Genomic DNA, 25597 nt, shown 5'->3' with positions numbered 1-25597 from the left:
AAAAGCTCCGATTTTCGGGGCTATTTTTTTATATAAATATAAGAGAAGTAGTAGAGAGAGCACATGAAAGCATATCAACGTGAATTTATTGAGTTTGCACTTGAAAAAGAAGTCCTAAAGTTTGGTGAGTTTACTTTAAAGTCTGGTCGTAAAAGCCCTTATTTCTTTAATGCTGGATTGTTTAATACTGGACGAGATTTGGCGCGTTTAGGTCGTTTTTATGCAGCAGCATTGATGGAATCCGGAATTAAGTATGATGTACTATTTGGCCCAGCTTATAAAGGTATTCCAATTGCTACAACAACCGCAGTCGCGTTAGCAGACCAACACAATGTCGATACTCCATATTGCTTTAACCGTAAAGAAGCAAAAGACCACGGTGAAGGTGGCAATCTAGTTGGTAGCGCACTTGAAGGGCGCATTATGCTGGTCGACGATGTGATTACTGCTGGCACAGCCATTCGTGAGTCGATGGAAATCATTAAATCGTGCAATGCTGGCTTAGCAGGAGTGCTTGTGGCTATCGACCGTCAAGAAAAAGGTAAAGGTGAATTGTCTGCTATCCAAGAAGTTGAGCGTGACTTTAGCTGCCCAGTTGTGTCGATTATTAGTCTAAGTGACTTGATTACGTATCTCGAAGACAAGGGAAATAGCGCGGATCAGCTTGAAGCAGTCAAGGCTTATCGCGAAGAATATGGTGTTTGAAGCATCTACTAGATAAAAAATCCCTGTAGCCTTTGGTTGGCTACAGGGATTTTTCTATTCGTCTAACTCGGAGCGATCGCCGCGATGGGAGTTATCATAAATTTCTTTGCCATCTCGCCGAGTTTTTAACAAGGCTAGGTTCCACATATAGTTTTCTGGATGCGGTGTCACCAAGCGCTCGATGGCTTCATTCATTGCTCGAGCATCAAGCTCTTCGTCACCTGTTGGGAAGTTTTCCAGCACGGGTAAAATATGTACTTCATACTTACTCGTTTTGTCGTTATAGGTAGGCAATACAGGAACGACTTTAGCTTTGGATAGTCTCGCCATTTTGCCAAAGCCCTTCAAGGTGGCTTTTTCAGTGCCGAAAAATGGCACAAACACAGAGTTCTGTGGGCCAAAGTCTTCATCTGGCAACCAATAGCCGATGTAGCCATCTTTGATGGAGCGGACGAAAGGTTTCACTCCGGCTTCTCGAGCGAAAATTCGTCCTCCATATTGCATGCGCTGTACTTGCATCAGCCAGTCCCCAATTGGGTCACGCTGCGGCTTCATGATTGTAGTAACTTTATAACCTTTGGCGGCCAGCATGACAGCGGGATAGTCAACGGCCCAAGCGTGTGGCGCTAATATAATGACATTTTCCCCTGCATCCAAAAGCGGTAACAGGTTTTCTTCCCCAATCATTACTCCACGGTTTTGATTGTGCTTTGTTGAGCGGACCAAAAATTCAGAATAGCCCAGCATATATTGTGCGGCTTTCGCAAACGTATTTTCTAAAATTTGTTGGCGTTCTTGTTTCGACTTATCAGGGAAACAATATTTTAGGTTTGTTCTTGCTCGTCTTACGACGCGGCCGTTTTTCTTCAATACTAACCTAGAAAGTTTGGCCGCCATTGCATCTCGTAATTTTACTGGCATGAATGCGAGTAATGCGGCGAAGAAAATGCCAACCCATGTTCCCCAATATTTAGGATGTAAAAAGCTCCACTGGAAGGTTGGGCTGTGTAAGTGTTTTTCAACGCTGTTTTTATCGGTGCTCATTGGCAAATACCTGTTTAAAAATTTGCCACTTACTAAAGGTAGCGCGAGTTAGTTTTTGATTCATCTGGTAGTGACTTGAAACGTTTGTGTAGCCATAGCCACTGCTCGGGTGCGCGAAGTATAATCTCTTCGACAAACTTATTCATGTAGGCTGCGGCAGCTTCTGGATCTTTTTTAGGGAAGTCGGGCTCAATATTCTTGTCAGCAATAATTTCATATTTGCCATTCTTATTCCTAAAGCCTGAGCCAGGAATGATGGCGCTTTTGCTGGTGTAAGCGAGAATGCTTGTCCCTGTTGTCGTGCAAGTTTCCTCTACGGCAAAAAATGGTACAAATACCGATTTATGGTGACCATAATCTTGATCGGGTAAATAAAATAAGCGTTCACCCCTTTTCAATACACGGATCATTTTCTTGAGATCTGTACGGTAGATGAGTTTATTGCCATTACGAGTGCGACCGCGATATTGGATAAACTCATAAGCGGGGTTGGTGTGAGGCCTGTACGCGCCATAACCAGATAAGCCCAGCACGGCAAAAGCACGAGCTGTGATTTCTAAGTTCAAGGCATGAACGCAACAAAGCAATGCACCTTTACCTTCGGCTTCAAGCTGCCTCATTACTTGCACATCTTTTTCGATGATTGCACGCTTAAATCGCCAAGTTGGCCAGAACCAAGTAATCCCAGTTTCAATGAGAGCCATACCTGTATTTTTTAGGTTCTCTTGGACAAAATCTTCAACTTCAGCGTTTGATTTTTCGGGAAAAGCGAGCTCTAAGTTTCTTTTGGCTATTAATACACGCTTTTTGCCAATCAAATTCGCAAACTTGCCAAGAGAGCGGCCCAATTTAAGTAGCATTGAGTAAGGCAATAGGTTGACGACTAATGCAAGCAAACCAAAGCCAAGCCAGACCCCCCAATATTTAGGGTGCAAAAGAGATAGAGAAAACGCAGGTTTTCCCACGTAGTTATCATTCATAATGGTTACAGTATTTGAGCGCTGAGTAGCGCCCAATATTCTTTAAAGTTTTCAGTTGGTTGATATTTAAAATCAGAGCGAACAAATCGATTCAAACTGCCTTCTACTTGACCTAGAAGTTGGGCGGCTAATATAGATTCGTCTACAGGAAAGGCCTTACCTTCCCTAATTTTTCGCTCTCTGAGTATTTGTCTTAGAGACGTTTCGATACGCTCATAAAGTTGGTTGATTCTATCGCGTAATCGCTCATTTTCAAACATCAAGGCGTGGCCAGATAGGATTCGAGTGAGTCCAGGGTTTCGTTCAGAAAAAGCTAAGATAAGCTGCAATACTAGCTGTAGCCGATTCAATGTGTCTTTTTCTTCGTCCAAGATAAGATTAATACGTGACATGAGTGATTCTTCGATAAACTCAATCAAGCCTTCAAACATGCGAGCTTTACTTGGAAAGTGGCGATAGAGAGCCGCTTCTGATACTCCTACTTGTTTTGCAAGCTTCGCCGTTGTAATGCGCGATGCTCCTTCAGTAGATTCAAGCATCTCAGCTAAAGCTTGTAGAATTTCTTCGCGACGATTCGATTTTCTAGTCCCGGCCATTAATCGTATCCTTATAACCCAAAGTGCGTACCGATAAATATAAAGCTACCTAGAGCTTAAACACAGTTTGTTAAGTTAGGTAGCTTGAGATTATTAATGCTAGATGTTGGTGATGAGTTGACTACTCGCTCTTTGAGCCAGTTAACTTTTCGTGGATATTTTGCATAATCGATTTGGCTATTTCTTTTTTAGACAATAGAGGTAAGCGTTGTTCTCCGCCACGCCAATATAAAGTTATCGCATTATCGTTACTATTGAACCCTTGTCCTTCGATAGACACATCGTTTGCGCAAATCATATCGAGGTTCTTTTTCGTTAACTTGCTTTTTGCGTACTTCTCGACATCTTGAGTTTCTGCAGCAAAACCAACAGTGAATGGGCGGTCAGCTTCGAGAGCAGCAACAGAGGCAATGATGTCAGGATTTTTAATCATCTCTATCGACATATCGTCTTTGCCATCTGTTTTTTTGATTTTGTTCTCGGCGATGTTCGTTGGGCGGTAGTCGGCAACAGCAGCACAACCAATGAGAATATCATGTTGGGTTGCAAGGCTCATCACTTGCTCATGCATTTCTAGGGCACTGTTAACATTGACTCGATTGACAGCGTTTGGTGTCTGTAGGTTCACTGGCCCGCTGACTATTGTCACGGTTGCGCCGTGTTGGGCAGCAGCTTCAGCTAGCGCATAACCCATCTTGCCAGAGCTATGATTGGAAATGTAGCGGACGGGATCAATCGCCTCCCTTGTTGGTCCAGCGGTGATGAGGACTGACTTGCCTGCCAATAGCTTTGGTTGGAAGTAAGCCTCGCACTTTTCAACGAGTTGCATTGGTTCCAGCATTCTGCCTGGACCAACATCACCACAGGCTTGTTCACCTTCCGCAGGGCCCCAGATTTCCATGCCACGACGCGCTAGAGTAGCGATATTTTCTTGTGTCGCGATGTTGCTATACATTTGCTGATTCATAGCAGGAGAAACCGCAATCGGAGAGTCGGTAGCAAGCACTAGTGTCGTCAATAGATCGTTGCCCATTCCAGCAGATATGCGAGCAATAAGATCGGCAGTCGCTGGTGTTAGCAATACCAGATCAGCCCACTTCGCTAGCTCGATGTGCCCCATTGACGCTTCAGCAGCTGGATCAAATATGCTGTCGGATACTGGGTGTCCCGACACGGCTTGCATAGTTAAAGGTGTAATAAATTCTTTTGCTGCATTGGTCATCACAACGCGCACTTCTGCGCCACGCTCAATTAGGCGACGTGTTAATTCAGCACATTTATATGCTGCAATACCACCACTGATGCCGAGGAGAATTTTCTTTCCTGCTAATGTCTGCATGTTCATTTTTTCCTTCAATTTTATGCCGCTAAGATATCAGAAACACCTTGTAGTGCCTAGCTTTATAGCAAGACCAGCACAGTTGCTCATTTATTTCTAACATGGCATTTGCATCATTTAATCTTGTCGCTCTCGAATATGAGTCTGTTTTCAGCACAGAGACTTTTTTCTTTTTACTCTAAATGTATTAACACAACTGGAGGCAAAATGAGTTTAAAGTGCTTGCCGCAAGAAAGTATGCCTAGGGAGAAGCTACTAAACCACGGTGCAGAGTCATTAAGTGATGCTGAGCTACTCGCGATTTTCCTGAGAACAGGCACGCGCTCAATGAATGTACTGGAGCTGGCCGATCATTTGCTAAAGGAGTTTGGCTCGCTGTCAGCTCTACTCTCTTCCTCTGAAATGGAATTTTGTCGGCATAACGGGCTGGGTAGGGCCAAGTATGTGCAAGTTTTGGCTATTTTAGAAATGGCAAAGCGCTACCTTGCCGAGTCCTTTAAGAAAAGCGATCCGTTAACGAACCCAGAGCATACAAAGCAATACTTGTCTGTTTTACTGAGAAGTCATACTAGAGAAGCGTTCCATGTATTATTTTTAGACAACCAACATAGAGTGATCTGCGACGAAATATTGTTTCAAGGCACCATAGACTCCGCAGCAGTTTATCCAAGGGTTGTGGTCAAGCGCGCACTGGAAAAAAATGCGGCTGCAGTTATCTTTGCACATAATCACCCTTCTGGTATTGCCGAGCCGAGTGATTCAGATAAAAGAATAACCCGGCGGCTGATTGATGCGCTCAGTTTAGTTGAGATACGTGTGCTAGACCATTTTGTGGTAGGTGATCCTGATATCGTGTCGTTTGCAGAGAGGGGGCTGATTTGAAGCTCATTAAAAGAACATCAATTGATTTGACGCACATTTATGTCTTGTTAGTTGAGCAAAATCTGATAGAATCGCCCGACAAAATTTGAACCTGAATTCAGCTCTGCTCAAAAAAGATCACGAAAACCTGTAAAAAGGATCTGTTCGGGTCTTGAGCAATGCATGTCAAGTTAGTATAATGCGCGACCTTTGATAGCCTTGTATGGACTTTCCATAACGGTTTTTAACCTCAAACTTCTTTTATTATGAGAGAGAGGTTCGGCCACCAAGGTTGATATCGAGCTGAAACGATTTGGAGAAGACATTCATGTCCCGAGTATGCCAAGTAACTGGTAAGCGTCCAGTAACGGGTAACAACCGTTCACACGCACGAAATGCTACTAAGCGTCGTTTTCTGCCGAACCTACAAACTCATCGTTTCTGGGTAGAGAGCGAAAAACGTTTTGTTAAACTACGTCTAACTGCTAAAGGCATGCGTATTATCGACAAGAAAGGCATCGATGCTGTTCTTGCTGATATCCGTGCACGCGGCGAAAACGTTTAAGAGGAATTAAGCAATGGCTAAAGGCATTCGTGAGAAAATCCGTCTAGTATCATCTGCTGGTACTGGTCACTTCTACACAACTGATAAGAACAAGCGCAACATGCCAGGCAAGTTCGAGATCAAGAAATACGATCCAGTTGTACGTAAGCACGTTATGTATAAAGAAGCGAAAATCAAGTAATCTTGACTCTCTTCTTTTTGATAGTGTGAAAACCCAACTTCTAAAGTTGGGTTTTTTATTGTCTAAAATTCCTTCTCTCTATGATAATCTCAAACGATTGATAGGCTTTAGGCACGGATCGCCAGTATGAAATACAATCGTCGTCGTTGGAATAATATTCTTATTTTCTCGATCATCGCGTTTATTTTATTGTTAAACCTACCTAGCATCATAAAAAGCTACCTAATTGAGGACGAGCATCCAAACCAAAGTTACTTACTTAATCCAAGTAAGCAGTTGCAGTTAATTCAGTATGCAAAATGGTCGCTTGAGAGTAACCAAGGGCAATGGCTACTTAGCCCCAAAGGAACGTTAACTGGACCAGAGTTACTCGAACGTTGGCAAAGATTGTTAGGAACAGATGTTGATGAACAAACATTTGCAACAATACAAGCGAAGCTAGGTGCGCCTGAGAGTATTGAAGTTTGGTATGCAGATCAGGAAGAGCCACAGAGAATTACCTTGTATAAAACGTCACGTTTTTTGTTGTTCAAGAATTGGCAAGATCGCTGGATAGCAATTTCTGTCGATCCTAGCTACTTACTATTATGAGATAATTTATTTTGTCGGAATCCCATTGTTATGCCTGAATTACCTGAAGTTGAAGTGAGTCGTATGGGGATTACCCCTCATCTCGTTGGTCGTGTAATCACGAAGATAATTTTTCGCATACCCAAATTGAGATGGGATATTCCCAGCCAATTGGAATCACTACAAGGGCATAAGATCACAGGAGTATCTCGCAGAGCCAAGTATTTGTTGATTGAAACCGATGTGGGCAGTGCGATGGTTCATTTGGGCATGTCTGGTTCACTAAGGGTACTAGACTCTGACTACCCAGCTGCTAAGCACGATCATGTTGATGTACATCTTGATAGTGGCAAAGTGCTGCGCTACAACGACCCAAGACGTTTTGGCGCATGGTTGTGGTGTGAAAAAGGCACTGAACACGATCTACTGGTAAATATTGGCCCTGAGCCGTTAACTGACGCTTTTAACTCTCAATATATGCTGGAGAAAGCTAAAGGTAAGCGTGTGGCGATTAAGCAATTTATTATGGACAACAAAGTAGCGGTGGGGGTTGGCAATATCTATGCAAATGAGTCCCTTTTTACTGCAGGCATTTCTCCTATGCGAGCGGCGGGAAAGATAACTAGCTCCGAGTGGAGTAAATTGGTCGTTGAAATAAAGCGAGTGCTGACGACAGCAATCGAACAGGGTGGAACGACTTTGAAAGATTTTGCACAGGCGGACGGTAAGCCCGGTTATTTTGCTCAGGAATTGAAAATATATGGTAAAGCTAAACAGCCATGCCCAAATTGTGGCGAGAAGATCCAAGAGCAGAAAATCGGGCAAAGAAACACGTTTTTCTGCTCAATTTGCCAAATTTAGCGTTAAATTTTTGCCTTATCTTTTAGAGCTTTAGCTATCACTTCAGGGACGAAACCATCTACATCACCACCATGGATTGCTACTTCACGTACTATCGTAGACGATAGGAAGGCGTGTTCTTCCGCTGGGGTAAGAAACACACTTTCTAGCCCTGGCATCAAACGGCGATACATATTGGTTAAACCAAACTCGTACTCGAAGTCGACCGTAGTTCGAAGACCCCGAATGAGCACATTGGCCTTCTCTTCACGTGCAAAGTCAACCAATAGACCTGAAAATCCTTTTGAAGTGACGTTACCAAGGTGCTGAGTGACTTGTTTTGCGAATTCTACCCGTTCATCTAGCGTAAACAGGGTGTTCTTGCTTGGGCTTGCCGCAACGGCAATAATCACTTCGTCAAACATATCAGCACTGCGCTCTATGAGATCTAGGTGTCCATTGGTTAATGGATCAAAGGTGCCGGGATAAATCACTCTGGAGATTTGTTTTTTACTCACATTCCATTACTCAGATAGGTTATCTTTTTCAATAGTATCAAAAAGCTTCGAAATTACCTATTTAACTGGGTATTATTGGCAGCATATCGTCCACTAAGCGTGTCTAGGTAGTTAGAGTGAAAAAATTATTGGTAATTCGAAACGATAAGATTGGTGACTTCATGTTGGCATGGCCAAGTTTTGCCATGCTTAAGCATTCTATGCCCGATTGTCATATTACCGCGCTTGTACCTAGCTACACGGCAGACCTTGCGAACTTATGCCCTTGGATTGATGAAGTTATTATCGATTGCGGTAAAAAAGCCGCAAAAGAGGTTCAGAAGACTCTCATCGAAAAGATCAAATCGATGCGTTTTGATGCTTCAATCAACCTGTTCTCTACGACTTACAACGCGAAGTTAGCGTGGAAAGCAAAGATTCCTTATCGCCTAGCGCCTGCAACGAAAATCGCCCAAATTTTTTATAACAAGAGAATTAAACAAAAGCGCTCTCAATCGGCGAAGCCTGAGTATGAATACAACCTAGATTTAGTTCGAGCTTTTTTAACGGATATAGGCAAGCCTGTTGTTGAGCCTAGCGCGCCATACTTGGAATTTTCTTTAGAGCAATTAGAAGCTCAAAAGGAGAAGCTCTCGTCTGCAATAGGTTTAGACAAAAGCAAACCTTGGTATTTTGTTCATGCGGGGAGTGGTGGTTCTGCCAATAACTTATCTTTGCAGCAATATTGCCAGTTAATTTGTGGCTTGGAAGGTGAACATGAAATCATTCTTACCGCCGGGCCAGGAGAAGAAGAAAAAGCAGTTGACTTGCAAGCTTTGATTGAACAGAAAGAAAGGCAAGCTAAGGTTTATAGCAAAAACGATGGCTTGGTTGATTTTGCGCGCTCAATCGCGTGTGCTGACCTATTTATCGCTGGCTCTACAGGGCCGCTGCATATAGCAGCGGCAGCTGATGTGCCAACGGTGGGCTTTTTCCCAAGCAAGCGCTCAGCGACACCTCTAAGATGGAAGCCTATTAATTCCGAAGGGAGACATATCGCTTTTTGTCCTCCTGAGGCTGATGGAAAGGAGCAGCAGGAGGATATGTCTCGAGTGGACGTAGATTCAGCAGTTAGAGCGATTAATGGCTATAACTTCTGCAATAGTGAATCTCCAATTTAGCAATATGTTCTTTGAGTGAAAACTTTGTTTCTGCGCGTTGGTATGCTTGCTTAGAAACTGTTTCTGCTAGTACGGGTTTGTCGTAGAACTTCTCTATAGAGCTTGCAATGGCTTTCGGGTCTCTGGGATCGCAAAGCAATGCCGCATCTGAGAGCACTTCAGGTAATGCTCCTGTATTTGCCGCGACGATGGGTTTTTGCGCTGACATGGCTTCAATGGCGGTAAGACCAAACGCTTCGTTATAATAAGGTAAGCAGACTGAATCTGCCGCAGATAGCACATGAAGTATATCTTTACGATATCCAGTAAAGTGCACTGCTCCTTTTAAACCGAGTTCTTTCACGCGCTTCTTCAACTTAGTGACGAACTTTTCTTCAGATCCTAATTTATTGCTAAGTCCACCAATAATTAATAACTCAACATCTGGCTTCTGTTTACGCATTAACGCGATTGCTTCAACTAGCTCCATTTGGCCTTTACCCGGGCAGATTCGGCCTAGACACCCCACAACATAACTATCCTTTTTGATCCCTAGCTCTTCACGTACTTTCTCGGAATTGTGCAAAGCTAACTCTGTAGGCTCTGGTATATAGGTTCCAAGCCAGAGCTTTGCAATTTTTTCTGGGACGACAGGCAGTGCTTTAAGGTTACGTTGATAGGTTTCATTGCTGATAGATAGAACTTGGTCAACATGTGAATATGACCAGCGGTGGAAAAGGCTCTTTTTAGGGCGCTTGGCTCCCATGTGTTCGGTAAAATAAACCTTAAAGTCGCTTATGCTATCTAGGATCGCTGCGATTAGGATATCTCCGGATTTGTGGCAGTGAATAATCTCGACATTGTTCTTCTTAAGCCACTTTAGTAGCGAAGGGATTTTAGTGAGAAGTAGCGATTTTTTACTGTCGACAGAAAAGGTTTCGAAGCCTTTTTCGTTCATCGCTCCTTCAACCCAAGAATCTTTAAGGCATAGGCCATAGACCTTATAGCCTAAGGAAAGAAACTCTTTTCCAACTTTAGCAGGGTAGGCTTCTAAGCCTCCTGCACCTGATGACAAGCATATATGCAAAATAGAGGGTTGCTTTTTCACGATAAGATCCATCTTTTGTGATTTTAAACATCAGCATGTTAAGGCTAAATGTTTCAGTGTGCGAATTTTTTGGCTATAAGTTTTTAACTATGTATCACTTTTCGTTATTTCGAATCCACAGGTCAGCATATTTTACGAAGGTTGAGTGAGCAGATAATAAAGAGAGCAAAAAGCCTTGCTTGCCATCTAAGAAACCAGCTTTCACTACATACATTTTCAAAAAGCAGCCAAAAGCATGTAGGATTCCTTGGCTGATACTGCTTTTTTTTCCACGTTTTTCTCTTTGTTCTGCCCAAGCTTTGGCGTAGCCTGCTGACTTGACCAAATAGTGGTTCATATCATTGTAAGTATAGTGGATGGCGTCACCTTGTAAGGTTTCGACTTTTATTTGGAAATTGACTTCGACTTTCTCATGGACAAGTGCATCATTGTATTGTGTAAGTTTGGTCGGATACAGTCGAATGACTCTATCTGGATACCAGCCGCAGTGACGAATATATCGGCCAAAGACCCAGCTTAGACGAGGAAATTGATACACTGTGTCTGACGAGTTTTTGGTAATTGCCGACAAAATGCTTTCTTTTAGCTCAGGTGTTACCCTCTCATCGGCATCCAGCCAAAGTACGTAATCAGATTCTACGTAGGATTGAGCAAGCTGTCGCTGCGGGCCGAATCCCGGCCATTGGTCGTTAACATAAAATTTGTCGGTAAATTCGCGCGCAATATCTTCGGTTTCGTCGGTGCTTCCTGAGTCAAGAATAACGATTTCATCCACCCAGCCTTTGACAGTATCTAAGCAAGCTTTTAAGTGTAGAGCTTCGTTTTTTGCAATAATGGCGACGGCTAAAGTAGGTTTAGTCACTCGGTATCCTTAAGCATGTGTGGCGAGGTATCAAATTAATGATGTATTGTATATCAGCCTGAAACTACTTCAAATCAAAGTCACGAACTACTTTGTTGAACATGTCGATGACTTGTTTAGGTTCAATGCGATTCATGGCAGTCTTATCTTTTACTCGAGTTCGCCAGCTCACTTCCGATGGTGATTTTCCAGTCTCTGCTTTTAAGGCTTCTTCGTATACAGAAACTACATAATCAAGGTACCTATATGGCCCTGTGCGTTCTGGGTTGTGGTGGGCATATAACCCTATCACAGGTGTATTCATAGCATTGGCCATGTGGGCAGGTCCTGTGTCGGGGGCCACGAGCATATCAGCAGCATCGAGTAGTGCTAGCATTTCTTTGAGACTGCTCTTTCCCACTAAATTATTGACAGGGAAAGGAATTAGTTCTTCTATTTCTTTGGACAAATTAACCTCTATCTGTGCAGGACTGCCAGCTAAAATGATATTCCAGCCCAGCTCGTGCACATGCGTAAGAAGGTCTGCATAGCCTTTTGCATGCCAGTTTTTATAGGCTTTACTAGCAGCGGGAACTACAACAAGGTTTCGCTTTTCTTTATTTATATGTTTCAGCGCCCAATTTTTGTCTTCATTTAAATATGTAACGGACCAGTCTGGCGTGATATCTTTGACGCCCAAAGTTTCAGCAAAAGCAAGTAAACCATCAAGCACATGCATTTTCTGGGGGGAGGGGACTTTTACACTGGTAAATAGATGTTGAAAATCTTGACTGCGCGCAGAGTCAAAACCTAGTTTGTATTTTGCTTTAATACCGATAGTTGCGATACTGGCTCGCAATGCGTATTGCATATGCAAAAGTGCATCAAACCGCTTCCCATTTAGCTGTTTCCAGAGCTTCGTGTATCCTTTCCAACCGTCTTTTTTATCGAAAACAATGACTCGAACGCCTTTTATATTTTCTAGCAATCTGGCCTCTAGCTTTCCAGTGATCCAAGTGATCTCAGTATTAGGCCATTCTCTTTGTATCGATTGAACTGCGGCAATGGTATTGCATACATCGCCAATAGCTGAAAGGCGCAGAATACAAATCGATTTGGGAACAGAAGTAAATAGAGCCATATTTCTATACGTTATTATGATTAAGCTTGGATTATGAAGTTTGTTGTGTTAGATGTAAAATCCCTTTTCCTTTAGCAGATACTTATAGCTCTTAGATGACAAAAGAACTCTCTTTACCAAATCAAACAATATGGTACGACGACACTTTGTTGGTTGAGGACCCTGCTCGTTGTTTCGATCCTGAATTTTGGCGCTGTAGTGGGAAAGTAATTGGTAGTGCAAAGGGTAGAGGAACAACTTGGTTCGTAAAAACAGAGAATGGAGAAGCTGCACTTCGTCATTATCGACGTGGCGGGTTATTTGGGAAGCTGATTAAAGACACTTATTGGTTCTCAGGGTGGAGTCATACCCGCAGTTATCAAGAGTTTCAATTACTTAATGGCTTGATAAAAGCAGGTGTTAATGTTCCAAAACCAATAGCAGCGCGGGCCGTTAAAAAGAAATTGGGTTATCAAGCCGACTTGCTGAGCGAAAAAATTGCGAGTGCTCGAGATTTAGTCGCCACCCTAAAAGAAAAATCGTTACCACCTGAAATTTACATTAAAATTGGCCAAGAAATTCGCAAGATGCATGATGCACAAGTTAACCATACAGACCTTAATATTCACAATATTTTGATTGATGATATGGATAAGGTTTGGATTATTGATTTTGATAAATGCTATCAACAAAAGAAAGAGCAATGGAAGCAAAATAATTTGGAAAGACTTAAGCGCTCGTTTGTCAAAGAGTTAAACAAGCGCAGTATTTATTGGGGAGAGGCGGATTGGCAACATGTGCTCGCAGGTTACATCCGTTCGTAATATAACTTGGATTTTATCCAATTTCTTAATCCTTTGTGAAAGAACCTAATGAGATAACCACAATACCATTTAACTTTAAAACCTACGGAAATAGTAGATTCAACTTTAAATGTCTTTTCATACAACCACTTCCATCTTTTAAAGGTATAAAAATAAAACGGGAAACCATAATAATCTAGCTGTAATCGTTCAGGAATATGCAAGTCGATTTGTTTCCCGTCGGTAATTATTATGTTGTTTAGTAAGTGGTTATAGGACTCTATAATATTTTCTCTACGTCCTAATTCATCAGCTACAACAAGAGGCTTTGTTTTATTTATAAAGCTAATCCATAACTCTTGCTCTACGTGTGTTAGCCGCTTTGGATAGTTTCGATGTTGAATCTTTCCTTTGAGTTTAGGGTTATAGATATAATCGGGGAAGAGAGGTATATTCCACAAGCCGACTAAATCTTCGGTTTCGCCAAAATGAAAGAAATCAGAAAAAAAATAGGGTATCTTTCGTCCTTTCTCTACTTCTTTAGCAAATAAGTTTGTTGATATAATTCTATTGTTGAATAAAGAAAAAGTTTCATCCCTTTTGGGAAAACTAGAAAAGTAATCAAGAAATTTTCTACTCGTAAGGTAATTATCAGTTCTTAATTTTACGGCATATTTAGTCTTAACTGCTTTCAACCCTTGAATGGTTGAGTGGACTTGCCGGTTAACATTTGTTGTTCTAGCTTTCCCTTTTTTATCGTAAGCCATTATTGTCGGGCCTGGATCATCATTTTCCAGCAGAATATCAACTTCTAAGTCTCTATGCTTTTGCCCTTTCCAAGTCGAAAGAATAATATAGCTTTCTGGAAATAGGCTGCGTATATTTTTGATTGACTTTACTGTCACTTCTTCAACGATAGGACCTTGAAGTACAAATGTTATTTGTTCGTTATTCATAATTGCTTTATATCATGATTTTAGAGATAGCAAGCGTAGTAAACGGCTTTCTAATACTCTATAGCCACGGTAAATTCTTTTAATATCGGTTGGCTTTCCTTTTAGTTCAGCAAGGTGCTGCCAATCATCCAGATCGTACTCAAGGGCTAAGTTACCACGTTTATAAAAGCGCTCTGTAATATCCAAGCCAAGTTTTTCAGGTTCACAGACGATTAGATTATTGGCGATAAATCTACGCCAAAAGTCTTTTCCAAGTCCAGCATCATCATTAGACTTACTGTTAATATGTAGTTCTTTATTCGTCAGTTGAGAAAACCAATGTAAAAATAGGAATTGCTCAGTAGCCGGGTATCGAGATTTATACCCGGATTTCTTATGGAAGCGCAGCTCTGGAAGGGGTTCTTTAGGCCAAATTTTCAGTAAGTCAGCTGTTTCGCCAAAATCAAATAAATCACTTTTATGAAAATAAACAGGTAGGCCTGCGTGAGATGAAATAAAGAATGTGCTACTGGTGATAACGCGGTTGTGCAAGTAGCTATATGCTTCATCTCTCTTTGTATGAGCATATTGCTCATAAAGATCAATAAACTGGCGATCAACAATGATGTTGTCGCTTCGTACTTTTGCTGCATATTTCGTTTTGACTTCCAGCAAACCTTGATGTGAGCTGATCAACTGTCGATTATTATTCAGAGTCTGTTTTTCATCATCATTAAAGACATGATTCGAGCCCGGATCATCTAGTAGTATGGTTTGGTCAACATCTAAGCCAGTCGTGTCTTGTCCCTTCCACGTCGATAAGATAATTTTTGATTCAGGGAAGAGTCGGCGTATAGAGGTTATATTCCTCTGCGTAATGCCTTCACGTTGCTCGCGCCCCTTGAATGCACTAACGGGCCCTTGGATAACAAAAGAGATATCACTATCATCAATTTTCATGTGTTCTACTTTTTCAAAAATTCATCGTATTCTCTTGGGACACCACAAAAGATTACCTCATCTTTGTCAATCAGGTGGTAGTGAATGTCTAAACCTTGCTGGATGAGAAAGTTATAGAGTGGAGCAATATAAAGTTCACCTTTTTCCCATTCACTACTTGGCTTAGCTAGATAATCTTTATATGCATCTTGGTATCGCTCAATAGAGGCAAAATGATATAAGCCTGTGCTGCACAAATCCGAAATTGGTTTTTTTTCTGCGGTTTGAATGACTTTGGTTGATTGATTTGATTCAGGTTTAGCAAAAGACCAGTTGTCGCCACTACCTTTAAAAACTTCTAGGTAACCGGCACCAGCTTGAGAGACATCAGGAAAGCTGAAATTTGGTCGAAATGTATCAATATTGAAGATAGTAATATTGCCCTGATAATCGACACCTTGCTTTTCTAAGTAATCCAAACCTAGTGCTACAGTTTCTGCTTGGCCCCGAGTATCGTTTTCAAGTGACGCAATATAGTACTCGCTAATACCAAGCTTTTCGGCTTGTTGAGTAACAAATGCTGGCGTATCAAAATCCTTTCTAACAATAAATAAAAATGGCCTATCATTGAAATAGTGGGCAAAGCTTCCGACCGAATGTTCAAACAAGGTTTTTCCATGCGCTTCAAGCATATACTTTGGCTTGTCATATCCAGCTTTAAAAAAACGTGAGCTTAGGCCAGCCATTGGGATAATTATCATTGTACTAATCTCTTTAATATGCGGTGCAATCTAAATGCGTTGGCAAAAAGGGCATTCTGCCTCGAAGGGCTGTCTTCGTGCAGTGGTAACATTGATAAAAACAGCTGAATTTGCATTGCATATAGATGACGGCTTTCTAGTCCAAAATGTTGTTCGATCAGCTCAATAAAGGCTTGTTGTGTGTCTTTATGATCATTGTCTTCTTCGATATTAAACTGAATGTTTCGTTGATTAATTTCAGCATCGCAGTAGCCAGCGATGATCCAGTCATACAGGCCTAAAATAGAATGACTAAGTTTCGCAATATCGTAGCGAATATCACCATATAAAGTAGGATCACCGTTTGGCAGCATGCCTCTGGGATCGATAGTTTTTATTTTGCTAGCTCTAAAATCATATAAGATGTTACTAAAACAAAAATCACCGTGTAAAACACTAACCTTAGAATCAGCATTAGGTAAGTGTTGTTCACTGTCTTTTAGTATTTGTTCAAGGCTTACCGCTTGATGACCATTAAATGACCATTTTTCAGTCAAGCTAATTTCTTTACTTTTACAGTATTCGTCTATGCGTTGCTGGGTTTTTTCACCAAACAATATATCTAGAGTGTTGGAAGTACATTCTTTTTCTGGCCGCTCTTTTGTACACTCGCTAAGAAACTCAATGCAACTGGTTAATATCCGTTGCCAGCTATGACTAGGTAATTTTGAGAAAACATATAACTCGTTGAGAGCGGTAAGGTGAAGGTACTCCAATCGATAAGATACGTTCTCGCCTTGATGCTTATTGCCTAAATATTGTGGGGTATAGCCTCGAAGAGAGAAAGGTAATTGCTCGAACCAGTTTGCTTCAGCGGCTATTTTCTGATTTTTTATACTCGACTTTTCGATGTATTTAGCATTAATAGTTAACTCATTGAAGGCTCTTTGAGTGGTGAAATCCGCTTTTGAATGATAGTAAGTATTTACATGTCCAAAATCCAACCAGCCGTCAGATTCAATTGGGGTTAAACCTACACTCTGGTTATATTTATTTAACCCCTCAATAAAGTGCCATTCACTTTGTGTAATACATTTGATTAGCTCTCTAGGTTGGCTAAATTTGAAGTAACCATCGATAATTCGATTTGTTTCAGTAGTTCTCACCGGAGTTTCGTCGTTTAACCATTGATCAGTGTCATTGGTCAACACAGCCCAATTATAGCTATCATTGTTTGAGGAAACACTAATGATGTCATCTCCAGAGGGGAGGCGCTTGTACAATGTATCGCCATATAGAACATGTAAAGGTCTATCCAAAGCATGCCCGCTCAAGTTAATTGCAGCGACTAATGAGGCCCCTAAACTCAGGCCATCTGGAGTCTGAATTATTTCAACTCCTGTTTTGTCTAACCAAGCTTTATCAAGTGGAGCCACCTTAAAGGACTCAGGAATGGATAGATAGACTTGTACACCGGTAGGTGCAAGAGATACTTGATGTTTAAAAAGTCGGCGATTGCCAAGAGGTAAAAAACTCGGTGGGAGTCTGCCAAACTCAGACTCAAGCTCTTGGCCAACATAAGCCGCTGACATAATTAGGAGCACGACTTCTCCTTATCTATCAATTGGTTTATTTCTTCTAGAGTTAAGTCTACAAACTCGGAGGGTCTAATTGCGCGATCATCAATGTAGAAGCCTTCATGGCCACACCAAGGTTTTCCAACCAATATTTCGTCATATGGTACGGAGTGTTTATCCAACCACTCTGTTATTATTGGTAGAGTATGGATGTTAATTTTACCGACATTTCCCTCATAGGTGCGCATGTTTCTAGCTGTCGCTATAACAATCTCAAATCCTTGCTGTTTGTATAGCCTGAGTTGCTCTATGACATCTTGTCTAGGCAGCACATTTTTATAGTCTGACGTATTTGCTTGGGTAATTGTTCCGTCGAGGTCAACGATTAGTCTTTTCATATTAATGGATTTGTAATTGATTAATTGTAGCGTTAATAGCTCCTGAGCTATTTTGAACAACTTTTAGGGCATGCTTGCCGTTCTTGGTCATAGTATCGGGACTACTTAAAAGATAGCAAATTTTACTACTAAGCTCGTCTGCATCATGAATGATACTGCAGGCGTTCGCAGCTATTAATGAGTCGGTTATATCTGTAAAGTTGTAATAGCTTGGCCCGGTTATGCAGGGCTTGGCTAGGGCTGCGGGCTCCAACAAATTATGGCCGCCCACTTTTTTGCCTACAAGGCTTCCCCCCATAAAGCAGATGTCAGCAGCACCAAGTAATGTCAACATTTCTCCCATGGTATTGCCGATATATACGTTTGTTGAAGAGGTTATAGGTTCTTCACTGGTGCGATTGACGACCTCAAAGTCTTTCTTTGCTAATTCTTCAGCTAGCATGAAACGTTCTGGATGCCTAGGAACGAGTATTAAGATCGCAGTAGGGTATTTATCGAGTATTTTTTTATGTGCTGAAAGTACTATTTCATCTTCGCCCTTATGAGTACTTGCGGCGATCCAAACTGGCCTATCAGTACCTAGTTTTTCTCTGAGTTTTAATCCGCTTTCTAGGACTTCTGGAGATATCGTGACATCAAATTTTATTGAGCCAGTGATCTCAAGCTTTTGTTGAGGGACTCCTAAACGAAGAAAGTTGTCAGCATCTTGCTGATGCTGGCACAGGATCTTTGTGATGTTTCGGCTAGCCTGTTTAAATAAAGGTAAGATTTTTTTATACCCATTAAGGGATTTGTCAGAAAGACGCGCATTGATCACTGTAATCGGTATACCCGATTTGTGCACAGTATGAAGTGTGTTTGGCCAAAGTTCAGTTTCTACTATCAATAGTTGGCTTGGCTTATGTTCTCTAACAAAATTTTTTACTGCAAAAGAAAAGTCTATTGGCATATAGCGATGTTCAACTAACTCTTTTAACTTGTCAGCTTGAGCTGCGCCAGTAGGGGTAGTTGTTGTGAGTAGCACTGGAACTTCTGGATACTTATTTTTCAGAGCTTGTATTAAAGGACTCACTGCGAGGGTTTCACCAACCGAAACTGCATGAATCCAGATAGGCTGTTTGCTTGTTCCTAAAGCAGGAGAAACGCCGAAATGCTCTTTCCAGCGTTTACCTATACTTGGCTTATCTGAATTTTTGCGAAATAAGCTATATAAAAAAAAGGGAGCGATCGCAGCGAGTAGTATCGTGTAGAAAAAACGAATTATCATTTTTTCTTAACAAGTTCGTTCGGATCTGCATGTATCCATTTTCCACGCGGCTTATCAATATATTGAAAGTATTCGTTTGTAAAGGTTCCTTGAATACAAACAAATTTCCTGTCGCGTGAGTTGACGTCATCTCTATCGATAAGTAGATCATGCAGTACAGTTGGACCAGTAGAATGATAAACGCCCATCGATGGCTCATAGTGATTAACGTTATATACAACTTGTTCTATAGCTTTTTCAAGATCGCTATTACCAGGAGCGGATGCGATAAAATAGTTAGTAAAGCGAGTATCATTATCGATCTTTATGAATAGAGAATCATGATCGTTGCCAAGCAGTTTATCTAAGCTCCAGACTACTGTGGCATCAATATCCATGTAGACGCCGCCTTCTTGATTGAGTACAACTAGACGCCATAGATCGGCTTGTGCAGCTCCGTTGGTTAGCATCGAGTATGCTTCATATACTTCTGGGGATGCATTGGCTTTTAGGTATTCCCCCCGAGCTTCAGTACTGACATAACGGTAGTCACAATTCAGAGTAAGCAGCCTATTTAATAAATAGTTAAGATAAACTGGCAGTGAGGCTTGATCGGTAAAGTTAGTTTGCCAAATGGTGCGAGGAATACGGCGAGAGCTGGATAGCCTAACTTTCGCAGGAGAAAAAGCAGGAATCGTAAAACGCTTTTTCGGGAACAACCAATGAAACGGGTAAGATAATATTTTACCGATATTACCCGTTAGTCTTATCAAACGATTAGCGATTAGGATTGGAAAATTATTCATTCGTTTAGTGCTCGTTTACTTTCTTGCTCAAGAGGAGCCGCTTTATCAGACAAAGCCTGTAACATACTTTGTAAAATTTGATCACTCGTCGGTATGTTGCCGTTAGCGTTCATGGCAACGTAGTGTTTTTCGTAAAGCGGAGTATATCGAAAAGGAACCTTAGAGTAAAAAAATCCAACAGTTGGAGTATGTGTGGCGATTGCTATATTTCGTATGCTTGTATCAGGAGATATTACCAGTGTCGCTCTTGCGATATATTCAGTGAGTTCCTCCAGTGGTAAGCAAGGTTGAACCTTTAATTTATTCTTGTTGACTAACTCTTGCAAGAATTCGCCTTTCTCATGCTCACACTTGCCTTCAAGAAAAACATGCCTGTATTGAGGTAGCTTCTTTGCGCTCATTTCCATTAATTCAAGCATTTTTTCTTTAGGTAGTAATTTTCTACGTTGGGAGGCACCGTTAAAATAAAGAATATAAGGGGAATTGTAGTCGCATAGCTCTCTATTGTCAGGCAGGCTAAATTCCAATGGATAATTTGGAAAGTGACCAAAGATTTTCAGCATATCCAACATGCATTCAACTTCGGGTTGAAAGTCTGAGCGGAACACTGCGAGGTTGTATAGAGTTCCACATAAGTAGCGCCTATAGGGAAAGCCGACTTTTAGCTTGGCTTTTGTTAGTGCCGTCATCCAATATGAGCGATTGGTACCGGCTAAGTCGAAAATGATATCTTGTTCACCAAGTTGCCGAAAGTCTGAGATTTTTTCGGTAACGCTCATATTCTTGGATTGTTCTCGACCTGCAGCAACAACCGCTTTATCTACGAGGTCTGAAGGCATTCCATATTGGTAGTTAGAAACACCGACTAGCGTAAGCTCAGCATTTGGGAAGAATTTTCTAGCCTCAACTAAGAAAGGTCTAGTTATCACTTGGTCACCTAAAGCGGCATGCCTAATGATAGCTATTTTTTTGACCGTATTAGGTTTAAATTCATTATTTATATAATTGCGAGCTTTTTTTGATGCGTATGCACCTTTTTCAAACCATAGATACTGCATTGTCTATTCCGTTAAACGAATTATTTAAGGTTTAAAGTAATTTAGCCAGAGAAGTCGAAGCTTTCAATTGCCGTTATAACTCTTTGAGGCGGGAGCTTATTTAAGCAATTTAAATGTCCAAGAGGGCACTCTCTTTTGAAGCAAGGCCGACATTCCTCGTCAGTATGCACAACCTGCAACTTTTCTGTAAGAGGAGGTGTATAATTTGGTGAGCTAGAGCCATATATGGCAACAATGTTACAGCCAACTGCAGCAGATATATGCATTAAGCCCGAGTCATTGCTTGCAACCGTTTGACACGCGGAGAGGAGGTCGAGTGCTTCCGTTAATGTGGTTTGACCTGCTAAGTTGAAACAAAACGCCCGTAATGACTCAGGTATCGCATCAAGAATTTTTTGTCCGACCTCACGATCTTTTTGAGAACCAAAAATCCACACTTGCTTGCCATTTTCTAAAAGTTTTTGGGCTACCTGAGCGTAGTATTGGTCTGGCCACCTTTTAGCTGGGCCAAACTCTGCTCCGGGACATATACCTATGGCAACTTTATTTAGAGAAAGGCCAAGCTTGCTCAAGACAACTTGTTTGCTTGCTTCATTAACGAGCAGGTTTGGTTTCGAGCATTGATTTAGCTTTACCTTCTCAAGCATGCTCTCGTTAGAGTGTGCTAGTGCGACGTAACGCTCAACCATGTATTGAAATATTCGCTTGTTCTTTCTTAAGTCATTAAGTAATCCATACCTAAACTCTCCCTTCCAACCAATGCGATTTGGAATTCGAGCGAACAAGGGGATAAGGGCAGATTTTGCTGAGTTGGGTAGTACAATGGCATGAGTAAAAGATCGCGTCTTTAACTGTCGTCCAATATTAAAACGCTCACGGAGGTTAAACTCTCCGTGAGTAAGAGGCATCTCAAGGCTTTCATCAACCTCAGGCATTCTGTCCAATATTGGCTTGGCCCATTTAGGAGCGAGTACTGTAATACTCGCTTCAGTACGTAACTTTTTTAACTCAGAATACAAGCTTTGCGACATTACCATATCGCCGACCCATGAAGGACCGATAACTAAAATGTTCATGAGGCTTTTTCTTCGAGATAACTAGGGCTAATGTAAGCGAAAAATAAAGCTAACATAAACCCATAGTATGAACTAATTAAGTTTTGCATTAGTGGTACTTCGGTTAGGCCGTAAATCATAAAACCAAATACAAAAACACATGCAGTTAGCGAAATTTGACACTTAGTTTTAAGGTAATGTCGGAGGAATATGTAAAATGGTAAGACTAGCATGGCGAAAATGGCAATGATGCCTAAGACACCACTGCTAGCGAGCATTTCAAAGTATTGGTTGTGTGCATGGCCTCTCGAAACATCATATCCTACCCATTTATCAACCTTTTTTTCTTTATATAGCGTTTTATTTAGTTCTTCTCTTTGTGGGTAATCTAAGCCAATAATTGGGCTCTCTTTGAATGCATAATAAGCTGCTTTCCAAAGGAGCACTCTTCCTTCAATTGCTTGGTTGTTGTTTTTCTTACCTTGCGCTACTTGATATATTCCGTGTATACCAAGGTCTATTCTCTCTTTTATAGTTGGGCTTATTGCATATGATGAAAAAAGTAACACAGCAACTATTGATATAAAAATTACGTGAGTTCGTACAGATGTGCTCTTCCAGGATAAAGCAAGAGAAAATAAATACAGAATAGGCATTGCGAACATAGCTCCGCGAGTGCCTGTTAGTATTGTTGAAATTCCAGCTGCTAAGAAGGCTATATAGAGTAAATATCGTCTATTAATATAGCTAATAAGACAAAGTGAAAGAAACGTAAGTGAACAGGCTAAATATCCAAAATTAATACTAAATAAGAACCCATTAACCCTAGACTCGTTCAAAATATAAAAATCATATAGAGCTATTAGTAATGCCCCCATTGAACCAATAAACACTCCCCATGCAAGAGGTGCTTTAATGTCTACCCCAGACTTTATTTTATCCTTGAGCATGAAGTAGATAGGTATGCATAGGAGAAGCCGAAAACCTCCTTTAAAATATCTAAAATTCCCTAAATCTACAATTGCATTTGGAATATGGGATATGAAATAAAACACCAAACTAAAAAAAACTAATTTATCAAAGCTCGAGAATTTAACTTTATTTATTAAAGTGTATTTAATTGAATAAATAACAAAAAAAGCTATGATTACAACTGAAAGGTTAGGTGTACTAAGAAGTAATGCGGGTACTAAAAAAATACCAATCTTTAGTATTTGATTTTCATCTAATTTATAAGGTAACATGTCTAGTTTACTGTGCTCTTCTTAATAGTTTAATTTCTCAGACCATTGTGTGTTTTTAGATACGACTTTGGCAGGGTTTCCAGCCGCAGTACAATTATTAGGGATGCTTTTTGTTAATGTTGCATTAATTCCTACTATCGAACTATCTCCAACGGTAACACCTTTTAAAATTGTTACACTATCTGCTAGCCAAACATTCTTCCCTATATGAATACTTTTTGCGGGGTTCACCCTTTCACCTTTGATAGTAATATTATGCCCATCACTTGTCATAAGTTTTACGTTCCTAGAAAACATGCTAGACTGGCCGATAGTTAGCTCAGTATTTTTTTCTCGGCAAGACAAATAACAATTTTCGCCGATAACACAGTTAGAACCTATAATTATTGTACAATTTTCACCGACTAACTCTATGCTAACCCGTTTTAAATTAGCTCCGCTCTCAAATACAAGTCGATTATTTTTACCAGCAACATAAATATTACAGTATCTAATACGACAATCAGGGCCGATCTCTATAATGTTACTCGACTCCACTTTTATCTTATTTCTTAACTTGTTTATAAATGAAAATCCGCTCATAAATAGGCAACCTCTACCCATGTTAATGTTAAGTCTAATGTTTTACTTTTTTAAACAAATAGTTGCCTCGAACCTTTCGCCACAAACCAAATGTTGATGTCTTTGGAAAAATACCAATTCGTCGGATTTGCAGTAGATCTTGATGAAAAAGTAATGGGCCACTGTTAGTCGCTACTGCGAACTTATAACCAGACTTCTTTACCAGTGTCTTAGTATTTTCATCAAGACTACCATAAGGATAAGCAAATGAAGTGAGCTCCTTACCAATTAAAGATTCCAAAATACGTTTATTCTCGATAATTTCTTTTTCTTGTTTAAAAATGCTGAGCTTATTTAGATGGGGGTGAGAGGTTGTATGTCCACCAATCTCCACAAGCCCTGAGTTGGAAATATTTATTATCTCCTCATGAGTCATGAGAGGTAATTTCTTCTCTATGTTGCTTGGTACCTCGACATCCCAACGATTAAAAGATTCACCTGAAACAGCATAAATAACGGCTTTAAAGTTATATTCTTCTAGGAGAGGTAATAGTAGCTCGTAGTTATCTTTATATCCATCATCGACAGTAATAATGATATATCGTTTTTGTGGGTCTAAACGGTGCATTAGCCCTTCACGTGCGATATCTTCAAAAGTAAGAGTTTCAAAACCCATGCGCTTAAGAAGTTTAAAGTGCTTTCTCAACATGTCTATATGAAGGTATGTACCATGTACTCCTTTATCATCATCGCTTGTAATAAACCGGTGATACATGATCACCGGGATTTCACGCTTTAATTTCTCAACATAAACAGTTTGGTAAATATTCTCTATCTGATCTGCAACAGAGCTTAGGTTATAGACTTGCTTTAACTGTTCGGTCAATAGTTTTGAGCAGTGCTTTTCTTGAAGCCCTTTTTGTATCTCATGACTTAGTTTGGCAAAGTCTATATCTAGGTTTTTGGGTCCGATATCGCCAAAATTTGTAGCCATGGCAGTTTGGATATTGTCTACGCTAACTATTCCGATAGACTTTGCTTCACCTACTGCCAATGTAGGTCTCCCACAAAGTAGTGATTCTATCGCAACTCGACCAGCTCCAATAACGAGGTCAGAAGACGTCATAATTGCTGGCACATCTTTAGAGTAGCCAATAAACTGTGCCTTTCCTAAAAATTTTTTAAAACGCTTTTCTATAGCTGAACCGGATATAACTTGTATATGATGATTTTCAAAATCCAAGCATTCGTCGAGTAACCGAAAGCATAGATCGCCTTTAGGTCCTGTTAAGCGCCCAATGATACTGATAACAGGCTTATTATTGTTCGGTGGCAATTTCCATGCAAATTGGTTAGTCTCAATGCCATTCCTGCTAACAATTAGAGCATTTTCTGGTACATTAAGCTCTGATATGAGCTGCTCGTAAATTGCTTCACATACAGGTAATGCTTTATCACCCATAGCATGAAACCGCTTACGAGAAGCGTGAACAGGTTGACGACCATGCACCGTAGTAACCATAGCGGTATTTGTTATCTTACAAGCGATATGACAACTCCAGCTAGAAGCACGTGAGTGAGCGTGAACGAGTTGAATTTGATGTTTTCTAATTAGGTAAACTAAACGTCCAACTTGCCAAAAACGCTGGACGATACTGCGCTTATTAAAACGTAGTTTATGGTAAGAACCCTTATGTGGCTTTGTTAGCGTATCGGAAACATAGTGGACAGTATGTCCTCGATGAGTTAACTCATTACCTAGAGTTGTAGCGTAAACTTCAGCACCAGTTACTTCCAACTGGGATAGTGCCATGAGTATATTCATCTT

Annotated in this window: 28 protein-coding genes; 8 read left to right on the top strand and 20 right to left on the bottom strand. The window is 40.7% G+C overall.

Going from position 1 to position 25597, the window contains the following annotated elements:
• Positions 1–63 precede the first annotated feature (63 nt).
• The gene (pyrE, locus tag ACM2FC_RS11585; RefSeq protein ID WP_498481064.1) at positions 64–705 is read left to right on the top strand and encodes an orotate phosphoribosyltransferase; all 642 of its coding nucleotides are present in this window, start codon (positions 64–66) and stop codon (positions 703–705) included.
• A gap of 54 nt (positions 706–759) precedes the next feature.
• Here the strand turns inward: pyrE and lpxM are convergent, their stop codons facing one another.
• From lpxM to coaBC, 4 genes are all read right to left on the bottom strand, one after another.
• Positions 760–1749: a lauroyl-Kdo(2)-lipid IV(A) myristoyltransferase gene (lpxM, locus tag ACM2FC_RS11580; RefSeq protein ID WP_498481063.1), complete on the bottom strand. Its 990-nt coding sequence runs from the start codon at positions 1747–1749 to the stop codon at positions 760–762.
• Between the two features lie 32 nt (positions 1750–1781).
• On the bottom strand, positions 1782–2729 hold the full coding sequence (lpxL, locus tag ACM2FC_RS11575; RefSeq protein WP_498481062.1) for an LpxL/LpxP family Kdo(2)-lipid IV(A) lauroyl/palmitoleoyl acyltransferase: 948 nt from the start codon (positions 2727–2729) through the stop codon (positions 1782–1784).
• A gap of 5 nt (positions 2730–2734) precedes the next feature.
• On the bottom strand, positions 2735–3325 hold the full coding sequence (gene slmA / locus ACM2FC_RS11570; protein ID WP_498481061.1) for a nucleoid occlusion factor SlmA: 591 nt from the start codon (positions 3323–3325) through the stop codon (positions 2735–2737).
• A 121-nt stretch (positions 3326–3446) separates the two neighbouring features.
• The gene (gene coaBC, locus ACM2FC_RS11565; RefSeq protein WP_498481060.1) at positions 3447–4664 is read right to left on the bottom strand and encodes a bifunctional phosphopantothenoylcysteine decarboxylase/phosphopantothenate--cysteine ligase CoaBC; all 1218 of its coding nucleotides are present in this window, start codon (positions 4662–4664) and stop codon (positions 3447–3449) included.
• A gap of 207 nt (positions 4665–4871) precedes the next feature.
• Here coaBC and radC point away from each other — a divergent pair, with 207 nt between their 5' ends.
• The 5 genes from radC to mutM all read left to right on the top strand — a co-directional run bounded on the left by radC (position 4872) and on the right by mutM (position 7702).
• Complete coding sequence (gene radC, locus ACM2FC_RS11560; RefSeq protein WP_498481059.1) at positions 4872–5546, top strand: RadC family protein; 675 nt, start codon at positions 4872–4874, stop codon at positions 5544–5546.
• Between the two features lie 307 nt (positions 5547–5853).
• The gene (rpmB, locus tag ACM2FC_RS11555; RefSeq protein ID WP_021704597.1) at positions 5854–6090 is read left to right on the top strand and encodes a 50S ribosomal protein L28; all 237 of its coding nucleotides are present in this window, start codon (positions 5854–5856) and stop codon (positions 6088–6090) included.
• A gap of 13 nt (positions 6091–6103) precedes the next feature.
• A complete protein-coding gene (gene rpmG, locus ACM2FC_RS11550; protein ID WP_237363291.1) occupies positions 6104–6271 on the top strand; it encodes a 50S ribosomal protein L33 in 168 nt (55 codons plus the stop codon).
• A 126-nt stretch (positions 6272–6397) separates the two neighbouring features.
• Entirely contained in the window at positions 6398–6862 is a 465-nt protein-coding gene (locus ACM2FC_RS11545) for a hypothetical protein (RefSeq protein ID WP_498481058.1), read from the top strand.
• 30 nt (positions 6863–6892) lie between these two features.
• Entirely contained in the window at positions 6893–7702 is an 810-nt protein-coding gene (mutM, locus tag ACM2FC_RS11540) for a bifunctional DNA-formamidopyrimidine glycosylase/DNA-(apurinic or apyrimidinic site) lyase (protein WP_498481057.1), read from the top strand.
• A gap of 2 nt (positions 7703–7704) precedes the next feature.
• Here the strand turns inward: mutM and coaD are convergent, their stop codons facing one another.
• Positions 7705–8199, bottom strand: coding sequence for a pantetheine-phosphate adenylyltransferase (gene coaD, locus ACM2FC_RS11535; RefSeq protein ID WP_498481056.1), 495 nt, complete (start codon positions 8197–8199; stop codon positions 7705–7707).
• A 116-nt stretch (positions 8200–8315) separates the two neighbouring features.
• On the opposite strand from coaD, the gene ACM2FC_RS11530 reads away from it, so the two are divergent.
• Positions 8316–9359: a glycosyltransferase family 9 protein gene (locus ACM2FC_RS11530; RefSeq protein WP_498481055.1), complete on the top strand. Its 1044-nt coding sequence runs from the start codon at positions 8316–8318 to the stop codon at positions 9357–9359.
• Here ACM2FC_RS11530 and ACM2FC_RS11525 read toward each other — a convergent pair.
• From ACM2FC_RS11525 to ACM2FC_RS11515, 3 genes are all read right to left on the bottom strand, one after another.
• The gene (locus tag ACM2FC_RS11525; RefSeq protein WP_498481054.1) at positions 9319–10446 is read right to left on the bottom strand and encodes a glycosyltransferase family 4 protein; all 1128 of its coding nucleotides are present in this window, start codon (positions 10444–10446) and stop codon (positions 9319–9321) included. The genes ACM2FC_RS11530 and ACM2FC_RS11525 overlap by 41 nt on opposite strands.
• Before the next feature lie 94 nt (positions 10447–10540).
• Positions 10541–11308: a glycosyltransferase family 2 protein gene (locus ACM2FC_RS11520; RefSeq protein ID WP_498481053.1), complete on the bottom strand. Its 768-nt coding sequence runs from the start codon at positions 11306–11308 to the stop codon at positions 10541–10543.
• Positions 11309–11372: 64 nt separating this feature from the next.
• Positions 11373–12428, bottom strand: coding sequence for a glycosyltransferase family 9 protein (locus tag ACM2FC_RS11515; RefSeq protein WP_498481051.1), 1056 nt, complete (start codon positions 12426–12428; stop codon positions 11373–11375).
• Between the two features lie 95 nt (positions 12429–12523).
• Between ACM2FC_RS11515 and ACM2FC_RS11510 the strand changes: the two genes are divergently transcribed.
• Positions 12524–13231, top strand: coding sequence for a 3-deoxy-D-manno-octulosonic acid kinase (locus tag ACM2FC_RS11510; protein ID WP_498481050.1), 708 nt, complete (start codon positions 12524–12526; stop codon positions 13229–13231).
• Here ACM2FC_RS11510 and ACM2FC_RS11505 read toward each other — a convergent pair.
• From ACM2FC_RS11505 to ACM2FC_RS11450, 12 genes are read right to left on the bottom strand one after another with little or no spacing between them, the layout of a single operon-like run.
• Complete coding sequence (locus ACM2FC_RS11505; RefSeq protein ID WP_498481048.1) at positions 13216–14166, bottom strand: WavE lipopolysaccharide synthesis family protein; 951 nt, start codon at positions 14164–14166, stop codon at positions 13216–13218. The two genes, ACM2FC_RS11510 and ACM2FC_RS11505, sit on opposite strands and share 16 nt — an antisense overlap.
• Before the next feature lie 12 nt (positions 14167–14178).
• Positions 14179–15105, bottom strand: a complete 927-nt coding sequence (locus ACM2FC_RS11500) for a WavE lipopolysaccharide synthesis family protein (protein ID WP_498481046.1) — start codon at positions 15103–15105, stop codon at positions 14179–14181.
• Between the two features lie 5 nt (positions 15106–15110).
• Positions 15111–15845 (bottom strand): glycosyltransferase family 2 protein, encoded by a 735-nt coding sequence (locus ACM2FC_RS11495; protein ID WP_498481045.1) that lies wholly within the window; start codon positions 15843–15845, stop codon positions 15111–15113.
• Complete coding sequence (locus tag ACM2FC_RS11490; protein WP_498481044.1) at positions 15842–17428, bottom strand: capsular biosynthesis protein; 1587 nt, start codon at positions 17426–17428, stop codon at positions 15842–15844. The genes ACM2FC_RS11495 and ACM2FC_RS11490 overlap by 4 nt, the downstream gene beginning before the upstream one ends.
• On the bottom strand, positions 17419–17799 hold the full coding sequence (locus tag ACM2FC_RS11485) for an HAD-IIIC family phosphatase (protein ID WP_498481043.1): 381 nt from the start codon (positions 17797–17799) through the stop codon (positions 17419–17421). The genes ACM2FC_RS11490 and ACM2FC_RS11485 overlap by 10 nt, the downstream gene beginning before the upstream one ends.
• Position 17800: 1 nt before the next feature.
• Positions 17801–19066: a lipid IV(A) 3-deoxy-D-manno-octulosonic acid transferase gene (waaA, locus tag ACM2FC_RS11480; RefSeq protein ID WP_498481042.1), complete on the bottom strand. Its 1266-nt coding sequence runs from the start codon at positions 19064–19066 to the stop codon at positions 17801–17803.
• A complete protein-coding gene (locus tag ACM2FC_RS11475) occupies positions 19063–19851 on the bottom strand; it encodes a glycosyltransferase family 32 protein (protein ID WP_498481041.1) in 789 nt (262 codons plus the stop codon). Before ACM2FC_RS11475 ends, waaA begins: the two co-directional genes overlap by 4 nt.
• A complete protein-coding gene (locus ACM2FC_RS11470) occupies positions 19848–20909 on the bottom strand; it encodes a glycosyltransferase family 9 protein (RefSeq protein ID WP_498481040.1) in 1062 nt (353 codons plus the stop codon). Before ACM2FC_RS11470 ends, ACM2FC_RS11475 begins: the two co-directional genes overlap by 4 nt.
• A gap of 41 nt (positions 20910–20950) precedes the next feature.
• Positions 20951–21985, bottom strand: coding sequence for a lipopolysaccharide heptosyltransferase II (gene waaF / locus ACM2FC_RS11465; RefSeq protein ID WP_498481039.1), 1035 nt, complete (start codon positions 21983–21985; stop codon positions 20951–20953).
• Positions 21982–23208 (bottom strand): O-antigen ligase family protein, encoded by a 1227-nt coding sequence (locus tag ACM2FC_RS11460; RefSeq protein ID WP_498481038.1) that lies wholly within the window; start codon positions 23206–23208, stop codon positions 21982–21984. Before ACM2FC_RS11460 ends, waaF begins: the two co-directional genes overlap by 4 nt.
• Before the next feature lie 21 nt (positions 23209–23229).
• Positions 23230–23790: an acyltransferase gene (locus ACM2FC_RS11455; RefSeq protein WP_498481037.1), complete on the bottom strand. Its 561-nt coding sequence runs from the start codon at positions 23788–23790 to the stop codon at positions 23230–23232.
• 34 nt (positions 23791–23824) lie between these two features.
• Positions 23825–25594, bottom strand: a complete 1770-nt coding sequence (locus tag ACM2FC_RS11450; RefSeq protein ID WP_498481036.1) for a bifunctional glycosyltransferase family 4 protein/polysaccharide deacetylase — start codon at positions 25592–25594, stop codon at positions 23825–23827.
• Between the last annotated feature and the right edge of the window lie 3 nt (positions 25595–25597).

The sequence above is a fragment of the Vibrio sp. A37 genome, assembly GCF_059777565.1.
The sequence above is the reverse complement of the archived record's forward strand: the minus strand, read 5'-3'. Positions and strand labels throughout refer to the sequence as shown.

Coding starts and splice junctions, on each gene's coding strand:
- pyrE (WP_498481064.1), top strand. CDS start 64: ATGAAAGCATATCAACGTGAATTTATTGAGTTTGCACTTGAAAAAGAA.
- lpxM (WP_498481063.1), bottom strand. CDS start 1,749: ATGAGCACCGATAAAAACAGCGTTGAAAAACACTTACACAGCCCAACC.
- lpxL (WP_498481062.1), bottom strand. CDS start 2,729: ATGAATGATAACTACGTGGGAAAACCTGCGTTTTCTCTATCTCTTTTG.
- slmA (WP_498481061.1), bottom strand. CDS start 3,325: ATGGCCGGGACTAGAAAATCGAATCGTCGCGAAGAAATTCTACAAGCT.
- coaBC (WP_498481060.1), bottom strand. CDS start 4,664: ATGCAGACATTAGCAGGAAAGAAAATTCTCCTCGGCATCAGTGGTGGT.
- radC (WP_498481059.1), top strand. CDS start 4,872: ATGAGTTTAAAGTGCTTGCCGCAAGAAAGTATGCCTAGGGAGAAGCTA.
- rpmB (WP_021704597.1), top strand. CDS start 5,854: ATGTCCCGAGTATGCCAAGTAACTGGTAAGCGTCCAGTAACGGGTAAC.
- rpmG (WP_237363291.1), top strand. CDS start 6,104: ATGGCTAAAGGCATTCGTGAGAAAATCCGTCTAGTATCATCTGCTGGT.
- ACM2FC_RS11545 (WP_498481058.1), top strand. CDS start 6,398: ATGAAATACAATCGTCGTCGTTGGAATAATATTCTTATTTTCTCGATC.
- mutM (WP_498481057.1), top strand. CDS start 6,893: ATGCCTGAATTACCTGAAGTTGAAGTGAGTCGTATGGGGATTACCCCT.
- ACM2FC_RS11515 (WP_498481051.1), bottom strand. CDS start 12,428: ATGGCTCTATTTACTTCTGTTCCCAAATCGATTTGTATTCTGCGCCTT.
- ACM2FC_RS11510 (WP_498481050.1), top strand. CDS start 12,524: ATGACAAAAGAACTCTCTTTACCAAATCAAACAATATGGTACGACGAC.
- ACM2FC_RS11505 (WP_498481048.1), bottom strand. CDS start 14,166: ATGAATAACGAACAAATAACATTTGTACTTCAAGGTCCTATCGTTGAA.
- ACM2FC_RS11500 (WP_498481046.1), bottom strand. CDS start 15,105: ATGAAAATTGATGATAGTGATATCTCTTTTGTTATCCAAGGGCCCGTT.
- ACM2FC_RS11495 (WP_498481045.1), bottom strand. CDS start 15,845: ATGATAATTATCCCAATGGCTGGCCTAAGCTCACGTTTTTTTAAAGCT.
- ACM2FC_RS11485 (WP_498481043.1), bottom strand. CDS start 17,799: ATGAAAAGACTAATCGTTGACCTCGACGGAACAATTACCCAAGCAAAT.
- waaA (WP_498481042.1), bottom strand. CDS start 19,066: ATGATAATTCGTTTTTTCTACACGATACTACTCGCTGCGATCGCTCCC.
- ACM2FC_RS11475 (WP_498481041.1), bottom strand. CDS start 19,851: ATGAATAATTTTCCAATCCTAATCGCTAATCGTTTGATAAGACTAACG.
- ACM2FC_RS11470 (WP_498481040.1), bottom strand. CDS start 20,909: ATGCAGTATCTATGGTTTGAAAAAGGTGCATACGCATCAAAAAAAGCT.
- waaF (WP_498481039.1), bottom strand. CDS start 21,985: ATGAACATTTTAGTTATCGGTCCTTCATGGGTCGGCGATATGGTAATG.
- ACM2FC_RS11460 (WP_498481038.1), bottom strand. CDS start 23,208: ATGTTACCTTATAAATTAGATGAAAATCAAATACTAAAGATTGGTATT.
- ACM2FC_RS11455 (WP_498481037.1), bottom strand. CDS start 23,790: ATGAGCGGATTTTCATTTATAAACAAGTTAAGAAATAAGATAAAAGTG.
- ACM2FC_RS11450 (WP_498481036.1), bottom strand. CDS start 25,594: ATGAATATACTCATGGCACTATCCCAGTTGGAAGTAACTGGTGCTGAA.